Here is a 14,507-nt window from a genome sequence, read left to right as displayed (position 1 = left end):
TAATTTTCAAATTAAAATTATGTTTAAAAAAATACTAATTGCCAATAGAGGGGAAATTGCACTTCGTGTAATCAGAACCTGTAAGGAAATGGGAATCAAAACGGTAGCGGTTTATTCCACTGCAGATGCCGAAAGTTTACACGTAAAGTTTGCTGACGAAGCCGTTTGTATAGGGCCACCGCCAAGTAACCTTTCGTACTTAAAAATGTCCAATATTATTGCCGCCGCCGAAATTACAAACGCCGATGCAATCCACCCTGGATATGGTTTCCTTTCTGAAAATTCTAAGTTTTCTAAAATATGTCAGGAACACGGTATCAAGTTTATTGGTGCTTCACCTGAAATGATTGACAGGATGGGCGATAAGGCCTCTGCCAAAGCTACTATGAAAGCTGCCGGAGTTCCTTGTGTACCAGGTTCAGAAGGACTATTAGAGTCTTACGAACAGGCATTGGAACTATCTAAAGAAATGGGATTCCCGGTAATGCTGAAAGCTACTGCAGGTGGTGGAGGAAAAGGAATGCGTGCGGTTTGGAAGGAAGATGAATTATTGAAAGCATGGGAAAGTGCCCGTCAGGAATCCGCTGCGGCTTTTGGAAATGACGGAATGTATCTTGAGAAATTAATCGAAGAGCCACGTCATATCGAAATACAGGTTGTGGGTGATTCTTATGGAAAAGCCTGTCACTTATCAGAAAGGGATTGTTCGGTACAACGTCGTCACCAAAAATTAACCGAAGAAACACCATCGCCATTTATGACTGACGAATTGCGTCACAAAATGGGTGAAGCTGCCGTAAAAGCTGCAGAGTTTATCAAGTATGAAGGTGCCGGAACTGTGGAGTTCCTGGTGGATAAGCATAGGAATTTTTATTTCATGGAAATGAATACGCGTATTCAGGTAGAACATCCAATCACAGAACAGGTTATTGATTATGATTTGATTCGCGAGCAGATTTTAGTGGCTGCCGGTGTGCCAATTTCCGGTAAAAATTACTTGCCACAATTACACTCCATAGAATGCCGTATCAACGCTGAAGATCCCTACAACGATTTCCGTCCTTCACCGGGGAAAATCACTGTATTGCATTCGCCAGGTGGACACGGAGTGCGTTTAGATACTCACGTTTACGCAGGCTATACTATTCCGCCAAATTATGATTCGATGATTGCCAAATTGATTACTACTGCTCAAACAAGGGAAGAAGCCATCAACAAAATGAAACGTGCTTTAGATGAATTTTATATTGAAGGAATCAAAACTACCATTCCTTTTCACAGACAATTGATGGACGAACCGGATTATGTTGCCGGAAACTATACCACCAAGTTTATGGAAAGTTTCAAAATGAAAGGTTCAGAATAAATTTTCTGATTCTATTATAAAATAAAAGCCTATTCCCCAGAGAATAGGCTTTTTCCTTTTATCGTAGCTGTTGGATTGTGAAAAAGGAATCTGTTTTATTGCTAAGCGATCCCGCATTGATTAAATCGTTATGTGTCACCAACAATGAAGTTTAACCAAAGGTTGTACCACTCCGACTGGTGGCATAACATTTAATCTTCAATAAAGAATATTTCTTATAAATTCACTTTTGGATTTTCAAATTGTAATAAAAAAAGCCCTGATTCAAATCAAGGCTTTTTATGTAGTACTTATTATTTTTTTACAATGTTTCTTTCAGCCATTTAAAAAATTCACGCTGCCAAACCATTCCGTTTTGAGGTTTTAAAACCCAATGGTTTTCTTCCGGTAAATAAAGGAAACGGCTTTTGATTCCGCGTAATTGAGCTGCCTGGAAAGCTTCCTGCCCTTGCCCTATTGGCACACGGTAATCTTTTCCGCCCTGAACTATAAGAATGGGTGTATTCCATTTATCTACATAGTTGATTGGGTTGAATTCATTGTAAGCTTTTTGCGCAACGGCATTGTCTTTTTCCCAATAAGCACCGCCAAAATCCCAGTTGTTGAAGAATACTTCCTCTGTGGTTCCAAACATACTTTGCGTATTGAAAACACCGTCATGGGCAATAAAAGTCTTGAAACGGTTTTTGTGTATTCCGGCCAGATAGAAAACAGAATAGCCTCCATAACTGGCACCAACACAGCCTAAACGTGTTTTGTCGACATAGTTTTCCTTAGACACATCATCAATAGCCGAAAGATAGTCGTCCATTACCTGGCCGCCCCAATCTCTTGATATTTGTTCGTTCCAGGCTTGGCCCTGACCGTACATGCCTCTTCGGTTTGGTGCTACTACAACATAACCTTGTGAAGCCATCAAAGAAAAGTTCCATCGGAAAGAGTAAAATTGTGTTAACGGAGATTGTGGTCCGCCTTGGCAATAAAGCAAGGTTGGATATTTTTTGGATTTGTCAAAATTAGGAGGAAGGATTACCCAAACCAACATTTTTTTGCCATCGGTTGTCGTAACATATCTTCTTTCATATTTAGGCATTGCCAATTTGGAATAGATATCAGCATTGGTTTTTGTGAGTTGCGTGAATATTTTTTTCTTCAGGTTATACGAATAAAGCTCGGCAGCATGATTCATATCGGTTCTGGTGATGATGATGTTGTCTCCGTTAAGACCAACAATGTCATGAACGTCAAAATCACCTGTAGAAATTTGTTTTACACCGATAGCGATTCTTTTTGCGCCAGGAAAATTAACTTCAAACAATTGTAAAGTTCCGTCAACTGCAGCAACGAAATATACTTTTGAGCCATCTGCACTCCATTTAAAACTCTCAACTGAACCATCCCAATTGATGGTCAGATTATAATCTTCATTCCTAAAACGTACAATAATATCATTCTTGTCGGCTTCATAACCATCACGTTTCATCTGTAGCCAGGTCAAATCGCCTTTTGGTGAAAAAACTGGATTGGTGTCGTAACCAGGATTGTTTTCCGTTAGATTTTTTGTGGTTTTGGTTTCAAGATTGTATTCGTATAGATCGGTATTTGTAGAAATCGCATAAGCGGTACCAAATTTCTTTTTGGAAACATAAATGATGCTTTTGCCGTTGGGTGACCAAATATAATCCTCATCTCCACCAAAAGGTTTCTGGGGAGCATCATAAGGCTCGTCTTTCATAATGTCGGTTAGAGTTGCCTTATCCACATTTTCTGCGTAAAAAACATGATTATGGGATCCATTGTTCCAGGTGTCCCAATGACGATAATCCAAGCCATCATAAATTTGGGCATCCGATTTATCCAATTCGGGATAAAAATCCTTTCCTAAAACATTTTCTGTTTTTACTTCCTGGGTGGATAAGATGTACTTACCGTCAGCAGAAACATTTTTATCTGCCAGCAATTCCTTGGTTTTTGCTTCCTGGACTTCAACAGCATTGCCGCCATTTACAGGAATAACATAAAATTTTGAATTGGATTTGTTCTCTTCCATAGAAGGAGTCGAAACCTTGTATACGATTGTTTTTCCGTCCTTCGAAATTCCCAGAGCGGTAACTCTTCCTAATTTCCATAAAATTTCCGGAGATAAAACTTGTTGCGCCGATGCTGCTATGCCCATAGTGCTAACTATTAAAAAAAGGATTTTCTTCATTGGTAATCATGATTTTTTTGAATGGCTAAAAGTAGCAAATTTAATTGTGTCGGAAAATATTAGCAAACTAAAGTTTGAATACCTCACTGCCACTGGCAGTGCTCCTTTTAATTTCAAATATAAAAAAAGCCACACTTTTCAGTATGGCTTTTCTATTCTTATTAATTATTTATTCTTTGATAAAGCGTTTGGTTGCGGATGAAGTTCCGTTAGAAATTTCGATTAAGAAAGTTCCTGTAGTCAAATTTCCAACATAAATCGCATCATTTTCAATTTTACCTGTTCCCAATTCTTGTCCCATCATATTATAAATTCTATAAGTCGATGGTGATTCAAGGTTGGCAATGTTCAGGATTTCTCCCTTTACAGGATTTGGATATAAATTAAATGAAATTCTTGCAGGACTAGTTGTTTCGTCAATTCTTGCAGCTGCTGTAATGTTTACAGTATAATCTTCAACTTGTCCGTATGTGAAAACCTCACATGCGGTTGGAGTTGCGTTGTATTTCATAGAAACACGCATTCTTGTAGCTCCAAGCGTAGCAATCGCAGGAATCGTAAACGAGCCTGAAACCGGAGTTGTTTTTGATCTTGCTTTTGTTAAAACAGTTTCGCCAGAATCAGCAAAATCGCCATCTTGATTGTAATCAATAAACACAGCATAACCTTCGTTGAAAGTAGAACCGGTCCAAGTTGGAGTAATGGTTATCGTATTTGATGAACTTCTGGCCACATTGGTAGAAAGCGCTGTAAAGTTTTCATAACCGGCAGTTCCGGCTGAGGTGTTATTGATGGTTCCCAACACTACTTTTCCGATTCTTTCATCCGCAGTATTGTTACCTTGAGAAGTACAGTAAGTTACTGTATTGGTAAGAGTGGTTACACTTACCGTATTGCTGTTTGCAGAAACATTCCCGGCAGCATCTTTAGCTTTTACATTGAAAGTATAAGTTGTTGAAGCGGTCAGGCCACTTACTGCATAAGTGGTAGCACTTGTTGTTGATCCCAATAAAGAACCATTTCTATAAACATCATATCCGGTTACAGCAACGTTATCTGATGCACCTGACCAAGATAAGTTTGTAGTTGATGCAGTAGTTCCTAAAGCAGTCAAAGTTGGAGCCGTTGGAGCTGTTGTGTCCGGAGTTGGAGTGGTAATGCTTACAGTATTGCTGTTTGCAGAAACATTTCCAGCCGCGTCTTTAGCAGTGACATTAAATGTATATGTAGTGGAAGCGGTTAAACCACCAACTGCAAAAGTAGTAGCACTTGTTGTAGATCCCAATAAAACGCCGTCTTTATATACATCATATCCAGTCACAGCTATGTTATCTGTAGCGCCAGACCATGATAAAGTCGTATTGGTAAAAGTGGTACCCGAAGCTGATAATGTCGGAGCTGTCGGAGCTGTTGTGTCAGGAGCCGGAGCCAAGGTAGTTACACTTACAGCATTACTTGCCGCTGAAACATTTCCGGCTGCATCTTTAGCTTTCACAGTGAAAACATAAGTGGTGGAATTGGTCAAACCAGAAACATTATAAGTTGTTCCGGAAGTTGATCCAATCAAAACGGCATCTTTATATATATCATATCCGGTTACGCCTACGTTATCTGTAGCGCCCGACCATGACAGATTTGTCGTTGTTTGTGTAGTTCCTGATGCTGATAATGTTGGAGCTGTTGGAGCAACAGTATCAGTAGAACCTGCAGTAATGGTAAAGTTACTATTAGAAATATCAAAGAAAATATGATTGGTTCCTTTTACCATAATTCGGTTTGTTGTTCCGGCAGTATTGGGAATAACCACATTTTCTGAACCGTCATTTGGCGTAGCTGCCAATAAGGTCGTCCATGTAGTCCCTGAATTGGTAGAGATTAAAATATCAACATTGGCACAGTTTACACTGTTAGCAGTTGTTCCTGCAACATTCCAGGTTACTGCCTGAGTACTTCCACCCGCATAAGAAATTGCGGTATTTGGAGCAGTTACATTAAATGGTCCTGGAACAGCGTTAACGGTAACAACCATGTCATCACTGTTGTTTGCTGGTCCGCCCGCTCTGTTATCTCTCACTGTCACTCTGAAATTCAATGTTCTGGCAACAGATGATAAAGCTTCAACAGTAATTTCGCTTCCTGCAGTTGTAGTACCACCAACTAATAAAGTCGCCATTCTAGGGAAATATCTTGTTGGCGAAGTAGAAGAATTGTACGATCGGAAATTTACTCCGGTAGTTTTTGTAGCACTTGGAGCTGCTGAGGTCGTTTGGTTATCCATTTCTTCCCAATTGTAGGTAAGGGCATCACCATTGGCATCTGTTGCTGTAGCAGTAAGCATAAACGGAGTGCTTTTTGGAATCGTATAATCTAAACCAGCAGAAGCTGATGGAACCGAATTTCCGGTAGCAATATTTACTGAACAAGTTTTAGCTTTAATGTTGTTTGTAACCTGTTGGATACTAACCGCATGAAAATAAGCATCAGAGTGAGGTTGCACATCCAAAGCAGTAATTCCTGCATAACCCATAATGGTTGATCCTGAACCTGGCTCCATCTGAACGCCTGTGCCTTCGTTGCTTTGTGTAAAAGTATGGTTAGCCCCCATTTGGTGGCCAATTTCATGAGCTACATAATCAATATCAAAATTATCTCCAGATGGAATTCCATCACCAGGAGAAGTATATCCGCTTCCTTTTGAACCATTTGAGCAAATACATCCAATGCATCCGGCATTTCCACCACCACCAGTGGCACCAAATAAGTGCCCGATATCATAATTTGCTTCTCCGATAACAGATGTTAAAGTCGATTGCAGTTGCGAATTCCAGCTAGACATTCCAGATGCCGCAGAATAAGGATCAGTTGATGCACTTGTATAAATCACTGCATCTGTATTGGCAATAATAATCATTCGCGCACCAAAATCTTTTTCAAAAACTCCATTGCATCTTGTGATAGAGTTATTGATAGCCGCTAAGGCCAAAGCTTTTGTACCACCAAAATAAGCGGTGTATTCTCCTGTACAGGACATAGCCAAACGGAACGTTCTCATAACGGCATCATCTGCATTAGGTCTTGCAGCAGCTCCGTCAACCTGAGGAATAGCCTGGTCAATAACGCTACACTCAAAAGGAGTCAATGATTGCTTTTTATCTGATTTTCTATAAACTGTATACGTTCCTAAATCGGCAGAAATTGGCTCAATGAAAACTGCAGACTTATCAGGTGCCAAAACCATAGATTTGAAACCTAATGGCGAAACACTAAAATAAGCAGTCGCGTTTGGATTGTCAATACCGATTCCGATATAGGATTTGATTTCAGGATATTTAGCTGCTAAAGCAGGATCCATAATCGGGTTTTCATACACGCTAAATCTTTCTAAAACGCCATCAGCATTTGGAATAGATAAGATCGTGTTTGATAGTTTGGCATTTGCCATTCTTGCAGGCGCAGCACTTAAACTAGATTTTAGGGTAGCAAGATTTAAATTAAAAAGCTTGTTTTCCGGAAGCGTCATTCTGGCCTCAAGAGGCACCATGTTGCTTTTTTTAGAAGTTGCACTCCAAAGCGAACCCTTGTTTTGGGCGAAGGAGAAGCTTACTGTTGCCAACAAGGCAATTATTAGTAATTTACGGTTCATAATTTTTCGGTTGAAATTAACCCTTCAAAAATAAATGCTTTTTCTACAAATCGATAAAAACTGTTAAAAAATCGATGAACTACACTCTTAATTAATAAAATGCAGGAAGAATTCGTATAAAAGCGATAAATTTTTTAGAAATTGTCCTGCAATTTATATAAATAAGTAATTTTAGAAAAAAATCAAAACAAATGCACCTTAGCTATTGGGAACTTAAAAATTGGTTTACAAATGTAGATTTCACTATCGTTGGCAGTGGGATCGTTGGACTTCATTGTGGTTTGGCCCTTCGTGAAAAATTTCCAGAAAGTAAAATATTGATTTTAGAAAAGGGAATGTTGCCTCAAGGAGCCAGTACTAAAAATGCAGGTTTTGCCTGCTTCGGAAGCATATCTGAAATCATAGATGATCTGAAGTCGCATAGCGAGGAAGAAGTGGTGCAATTGATTCAAAAACGCTGGAATGGACTAAAGTTGTTGCGCAAAAATCTAGGCGATGAAGTTATCGATTTCAAACCCTACGGCGGCTACGAACTGTTTCTGAAGCAAGATGAAAACACCTATAATGAATGTCTGCAAAAACTTCCTTTTATCAATGAGCTGCTGAAACCCCTTTTCAGAAATGATGTTTTCGCCAAAGAAGTCGACCGGTTCGCCTTTAAGGGCATTCAGGAATATGTGGTTTTTAATCCGTTTGAAGCACAGATTGATACCGGGAAAATGATGAATGCGTTATTGCAAAAAGCCATTGTTAACGACATTAGAATACTGAATCAGGTAGAAATGACATCTTATCAGGAAAAAAGCGACGGAGTGGAAGTAGCTTTGGCGAGATTTAGTTTTCCCACCAAAAAATTATTGTTTGCCACAAATGGTTTTGCCGGGCAGTTGACAAATAATCAGGTGAAGCCCGCAAGAGCGCAGGTTTTGATTACAGAACCCATTCCGAATCTGGATATAAAAGGAACCTTTCATTTAGATAAAGGGTATTATTATTTCAGGAATATCGACAACCGCATTTTATTGGGCGGCGGAAGGAACCTGGCCTTTGAGGAAGAAACCACAACTGAATTAGGGCAAACGGAATTAATCCAAAACCGTTTGGAGGAATTATTGAAAGAAGTAATTTTACCTGACACGGAGTATAAAATCGCTCATCGCTGGAGTGGAATCATGGGATTAGGCTCAACAAAAAAACCAATAGTAGAACAGCTTTCAGAGCATGTTTTTTGCGGCGTCCGCTTAGGAGGAATGGGAGTTGCCATCGGTAGTCTGATTGGTCAGGAATTAGCAGATTTAGTTTAAAGTATTATATTGCAACAAAATAACCATTAGCGATGAATTCAAAATTACATTACTGTTTAGTATTATTGTTTTTCTTTTTTAAAGGACATTCTATAAACACTCCTTTTACCGTTGCTTTAAAAATAGACGGAACTGCATTGGTCACTATTGGAAGCCTTTCTGCTGGTGACACATGGCAATTTGAATATGGGCCATCCGGTTTTGCGGAAGGAACAGGGACGCTATCTAATTTTACGGGTTATTATACCATATCTTATAAGCTGGATCCTTTTCAAACATGGGATTTTAGAGTTAGGAAAAAATACCTTAGTTTCCCTACTGGTGAATGGTCACAGGTAGAAACGCTAAATAACAGCTGTACCAGCAGTCCGCATTATGTTGGGTACACGGCTGACTTTGATACTGATCCGATTCAGCAGTGTTGGAGAGGATATAAATCGAATATAATTTCGACATCTGTGCAAATCAATATTGAAAACCAAAATTATGATGGCAACACCGGAAAGTCACTATTGATGTATTGTGGCAATGCGTATACTGCTATGCTGGTTTCGCCAAGGTTAGAGGATTTAGCATCTGATAAAAGGATTAAATTTTGGTTAAAAGGAAATGGGAATAGTGGTCAGGTAAAGGTCGGAACCATTACCAATCCATACGATCCGACAACATTCCATGAATTGGCCAGTTACACCGGCATAGGCAGTACTGCGTTTACACAAAAAACAATTCTTTTCAATGACTATAACGGTACTGATAAGTACATTGCTTTTAAATTAAAAGTAGATTTCTCAGCTGAAGCCTGCCTCATCGATCAGTTCAGTTATGAGCAATCCGTAAATTGTATTGCTGCCGGAAATTTTAATATTTCAAATATTACAGAGCATAGTGCCCAAATGGATTTCGATACATCAGGGCAGACCAATTGGGAGCTCTATGTAAAAAACATGCTTACCACCCAGGTGCAGACCATCACAATCAATAATGCCAATTATGTCCTAAATAACTTGACAGGAAACACCACTTATCAGGTTAAGCTACGTGCTAATTGCGGTGATGGAATATATTCTCCATGGACTGCTATGAATTCCTTTACAACGCCATGTGAAAATGTCGTTCCCGGATATTATACGGGTTTTGATGAATCTGCCTATTTTAATCCGTGTTGGACAAAAATTGCGACCAATTCTTTCTATACGATCAACCTGGCACCATCATCAGCATCAATAATGGCAGCTTCAGGAACCAAATACCTTTCGTTTGACGGGACTTCCGATACTACCTATAAGACTATACTTGTTTCGCCGTATGTTCCTGAATTGGATAATAACAAAAGGATACGATTCAAGCTGTATGATAACAAAAGAGCCTATTTCCTTAATTATCCTTTTACTGTTGGAACATTGTCAAATCCAAATGATCCAACAACCTTTGTGCCTTTGGTAACCCTAAATCCTTTAGACGTTAATCCGGTTGGACTTTTTGAGTTAGGTTCTTTTTGGCAGCAATTTATTTTGGATTTCAGTAATTATTCGATACCGGCGGGCCATCACTATATTGGCTTTAAGATTGAACCAAATGCTGCGTCTTTTCAGCAAAATATTGCATTTGATGATTTTTATTTTGATGAAATCCCACAATGCAAAGAGCCCACCAACATTCAGGTCATAAGCTATGACTATGATAAAGCTACTGTTTCCTGGAACAGTGCTTCTTCGGCAACTTCTTGGCAGATTGAGTATGGGCCAATTGGCTTTGTCCCTGGAACAGGAATAATCGTCGATGCATCGAGTTCGCCTTTTACGCTTGCTAATTTGACTCCCGATACAAACTATGATTTTTATGTAAGATCGGTCTGCGCGGGCGGAAACAGTCTTTTATCATCCAAAGGAATCTTTAAAACCCGATGCAGTGGAGTTACGGTAGGATATAGCGGAGGATTTGAAAATGAGTCATTTGATCCGAATGCCACCTGCTGGAGAAGAACCGTGCCTATATTGAGAAACTATTCGTATAGCCCAAGATACTTTATCGATATATACAATAACGGACAATACGGATCTTACACAGCCCATACAGGCACCAAATTTGCGAAGATATTTGGCGGAAACGATTCTCCAGATACTGATGAACAAAACAAAACGGTGTTGGTTACGCCGAGATTGATAGATCTGGACAATACTAAACTGCTTAAATTTTGGGCTTTTTGTCCTAATGATGCCTATTCAACTCTTCAGCAAATAGTGATTGGAACCTTATCCAATCCGGATGACTATTCCACTTTCACTCCGTTTCAGACAATTACTGGCCCGTACACTCTTGGGCAATGGAAACAATATACGGCTGATTTTTCTTCGTATTATGGTACAGATAAATATGTCGGGATTAAGCAAATTTCCTCTAATGGAAGGTATATTCTTTTTATAGATGATTTTGAATATACTGATAACCCATGCCGGAAGCCAACTGAGTTAATGGCTTCACAAACAGCACAGACTAGCGCAACGTTGTTATGGAATTCCAATATTACAGTCGATGGCAGCACGACCTGGCAGTTAGAATACGGTGAGCTTGGATTTGTTCCAGGAACCGGGACATTCTTGACAGTAAATACAAATCCGTATGTATTAAGTGGCTTGCAATCGATAAAAAAATACCAATTCCGCGTAAGGAATATTTGCGCTAACAATGCCACGAACTGGAGCGATTTGTATTCCTTTAAAATAACCTGTTCCAAAACTGTTCCTTTTTATGAAAACTTCGATCAATATAACAGTATCAGCGGAGGATTCGTTACCATGGATCCTACCATTTGCTGGACTTCCAACAACACTATGTATGCAGGCGTGGTTCAGTATTCTATGAATAATGTTAGTAGTGCGCCAAATTGTGCCGAGGTGGAGAGCTCCGGCCTTCAGAATGGAGTGCGTACTGAGGGGATAATGATTTCTCCTTATCTGCCGGATTTTGACAATACGAAACAACTTAAGTTTTGGGCTTATTTTCCTGATGGGTATTCGGTGGATACCATGGACTTGATTGTCGGAACAGTTAAAAATCCTTTAGACCTTTCTACTTTTGTACCATTCCAAACATTCCATATGGACGGACAGGCGCATAGCGGAATGGAGTATGTCGTTGATTTTTCAAGCTACACTGGCGACAGCAAATTTTTCGCGTTCAAATCGAGTGGTTTTACTGAAAACACTTTCGTAAGCAATCGAATCTATATCGACGATGTATATTATGAATCGCTTCCGTCTTGTGCGGAACCTCTCAACATCCATACAGAATTTGTAAACGGAAATGCGACCCATTTCCTTTGGCAAAATACCGGAACGCGCAACGTTACGATAGAATATGGACCGGAAGGGTTTACGCAGGGAAGTGGAACACTACTTACTTCCACCACCATGGATGTAATTGTTTCCGGACTTTTGCCATCATCCAATTACGATTTTTATTTTACGACTAATTGTACCAATGGTAATTCAATCACTATTGGGCCAAAGAAAATCACAACAACCTGTTTGGCAGAGAGCCTTCCATGGTATGAGGACTTCAACGGACTAAGCAATTACGGATTGAATGTTTTGCCACAATGCTTTAAAGACAATGCTGCGAATGATTTTCATGCATACAACACTTCATTAAGTACGTTGGGTCTTGGCTCCGGATATGATCCTGATAATTTGATGACAGGCTATAACGACACAACCTATCTGCATTTTGATGATTCTTTTTTAAGTGGAATCTATACGCCTGTTTTTCATTTGACTGCAGGAGTGTCCTATAAATTTTCATTACAGGCACGGAAGGATTATGAATATGATTTTGCAACGCTGAAAGCAAGTGCCGTAAGAGGCCAGGAATATTATTTCAGGGATGCAATGCTTCACAGGGAAGGAACGCTTACGGAATATAATTATGAAAAAAATTCATTTTATTACACTCCCATACAGAGTGCCGACTACAGCTTTAACCTGATTTTAAGTGATAGTGGCGGAATGAATATGATACTGGATGACTTTAAGGTGGACGAAGGTTATGAAGATGTCCTGAATTCTTATGGAAGGATTTATTTAGGACAAAGCCACAATGGCCTTATTGTGGAGCAAACACAAACTGCCACAGCCATCCAAGTAATAGAAGAAAACGAGAGTGCGCTAAAAATGACAGGTTCTACAAATACCGATTATATAGTAAGCACCAATCCATGGGAAGGCAATCAAAATTATATTACCAAAGCCAATTTCAAGGTAAATGCTTCGGGACTAACTTCGCTTTATTTGCGATTTGACCTCAAACAGCTGTATAATCAGAATGCTGCAGATTCTGGTTTTAGGGTATTGGTTAATGGCACTGTAATGGGTGAGATTATATATCCGCAGTCATCAAAACAAATTTCTTTCCAGCCTTTTGAGTTTAATTTGACTCCTTATGTTGGAGGCACTATTTATATTTCACTGCAACATATCGGCAAAACAACAACAGATATTGCCTATTTAAAGAATATCGATTTAAATCAGGGTAGTACTTTGTCGATTAGTGATTCGGAAAGCTTTAAAATTAAAGTGTGGCCCAATCCAACCAACAGTATCTTGAATATTGAATCAACCTCATTCATAGAAAAATTAAAGGTTTCCAACATCAGCGGGCAAATTATAAAGGAAATCAATGTCAATGATATAAAAGCAACGGTTGATATGGCTGATTTTTCAAGAGGAGTATATTTTGTTACAGTAACTTCAGAAGGGAAAAATAAAACCCTGAAGATACTTAAACTCTAAAGCTATAGAGAATATGATAAAAAAGATTTTTCGCTGGATTTGGAAAGCCATGCTTTGGTTCTTTGGATTATCAATCCTATCGGTCATTGTATTCAAATGGGTTCCGATACCGTTTACCCCTTTGATGGTTACCAGGATTATCGAATTTAAGCTTGATAGCAAGGGCGATGCTATTTACAGCCACAAATGGGTTCCTTTGGAAGAGATTTCTCCTAACCTTCAAAAAGCGGTAATCGCCAGTGAAGATGGAAACTTTTTAAAACACAGTGGCTTTGATTTCAAGGCAATGGAAAAGGCATATAAAAGTAACAGTAAGGGAAAGAAGCTCAAAGGAGGCAGTACGATTTCACAACAAACTGCAAAAAATGTGTTCCTATGGCAGGGCAGAAGTTATTTGCGTAAAGGATTGGAAGCCTATTTCACAGTGTTAATTGAATTAGTCTGGGGCAAGGAACGCATCATGGAAGTGTACCTGAATAGCATAGAAATGGGTAACGGTGTTTACGGAGCACAGGAAGCGTCACGACATTGGTACAGCAAAACCGCGATAGATCTGAATGCAAAGGAAGCTGCAGGTATTGCAGCTATTTTGCCCAATCCAAGAAAATTCAAGGCATCAAACTCTTCTTCTTATATTAACCGGAGAAAAGAAAATATAATGAGAGTGATGAGACATCTTGGGAAAATAGACTATAATAAAAAAGCCGACAAGTAATTGCCGGCTTTTTTATTGTATATAAGATTCTAATAAAACAAAGGTTTGTATTGTTGCCAATGTTTGAATATTAATATCGCATTGAAGAGTACAATCACCAAAGCAACCGACAATCCCGGAATGTCTAAAAATAAATGGAATAGTAAAATGTTAAGTGAAATCGGCACCAATAATATCAGTGCAAAAGCTACCCACTTTTTCAACAAAAGCATGGCGCCAATAATAATTTCCATGAAACCTACCACAGGAAAAATATAACCCGTTGCTCCAAGTGAATACATAAACTGCCCGGCAGCGGTATGGGTATCTGGCCGATCCATTGGTATGAAAGGATGAATCATGTTGGCACCAAAAATAACCAGTGCCAAACCCAAGACTATTCTAACGATTTTAGTAAACATTGAATTCATATAAATAGAGTTTGATTAGTAATATGATAAAAATAACATTAAAATAGTATAAATTTCGCTGTTTAAATTTTAA

The 14,507-nt window shown here is 39.0% G+C and carries 7 protein-coding genes; 4 read left to right on the top strand and 3 right to left on the bottom strand.

The features are described from left to right. The first annotated feature begins 19 nt into the window (after positions 1 to 19). Entirely contained in the window at positions 20 to 1,366 is a 1,347-nt protein-coding gene (gene accC / locus RMO03_RS11080; protein ID WP_309642169.1) for an acetyl-CoA carboxylase biotin carboxylase subunit, read from the top strand. 301 nt (positions 1,367 to 1,667) lie between these two features. Here accC and RMO03_RS11075 read toward each other — a convergent pair whose 3' ends face one another. Continuing rightward, the gene (locus tag RMO03_RS11075) at positions 1,668 to 3,575 is read right to left on the bottom strand and encodes a S9 family peptidase (protein ID WP_309642168.1); all 1,908 of its coding nucleotides are present in this window, start codon (positions 3,573 to 3,575) and stop codon (positions 1,668 to 1,670) included. A gap of 169 nt (positions 3,576 to 3,744) precedes the next feature. Next, positions 3,745 to 7,218: a reprolysin-like metallopeptidase gene (locus RMO03_RS11070; protein ID WP_309642167.1), complete on the bottom strand. Its 3,474-nt coding sequence runs from the start codon at positions 7,216 to 7,218 to the stop codon at positions 3,745 to 3,747. 191 nt (positions 7,219 to 7,409) lie between these two features. On the opposite strand from RMO03_RS11070, the gene RMO03_RS11065 reads away from it, so the two are divergent. The 3 genes from RMO03_RS11065 to mtgA are packed head-to-tail and all read left to right on the top strand — an operon-like array spanning position 7,410 to position 14,024. Further along, positions 7,410 to 8,522, top strand: coding sequence for an FAD-dependent oxidoreductase (locus tag RMO03_RS11065; RefSeq protein ID WP_309642166.1), 1,113 nt, complete (start codon positions 7,410 to 7,412; stop codon positions 8,520 to 8,522). A gap of 32 nt (positions 8,523 to 8,554) precedes the next feature. Then, on the top strand, positions 8,555 to 13,309 hold the full coding sequence (locus tag RMO03_RS11060) for a T9SS-dependent choice-of-anchor J family protein (protein ID WP_309642165.1): 4,755 nt from the start codon (positions 8,555 to 8,557) through the stop codon (positions 13,307 to 13,309). A 13-nt stretch (positions 13,310 to 13,322) separates the two neighbouring features. Then, positions 13,323 to 14,024 (top strand): monofunctional biosynthetic peptidoglycan transglycosylase, encoded by a 702-nt coding sequence (mtgA, locus tag RMO03_RS11055; RefSeq protein ID WP_309642164.1) that lies wholly within the window; start codon positions 13,323 to 13,325, stop codon positions 14,022 to 14,024. 29 nt (positions 14,025 to 14,053) lie between these two features. Here mtgA and RMO03_RS11050 read toward each other — a convergent pair whose 3' ends face one another. Next, positions 14,054 to 14,434 carry a DoxX protein gene (locus RMO03_RS11050; RefSeq protein ID WP_309642163.1) on the bottom strand — a complete coding sequence of 127 codons (381 nt, stop codon included), beginning with the start codon at positions 14,432 to 14,434 and terminating at the stop codon, positions 14,054 to 14,056. Positions 14,435 to 14,507: the final 73 nt, after the last annotated feature.

The sequence above is a fragment of the Flavobacterium sp. genome, assembly GCF_031411595.1.
Lineage (GTDB): Bacteria > Bacteroidota > Bacteroidia > Flavobacteriales > Flavobacteriaceae > Flavobacterium.
Note: the sequence above shows the minus strand (reverse complement) of the source record. Positions and strands in the feature narration are given on the sequence as shown.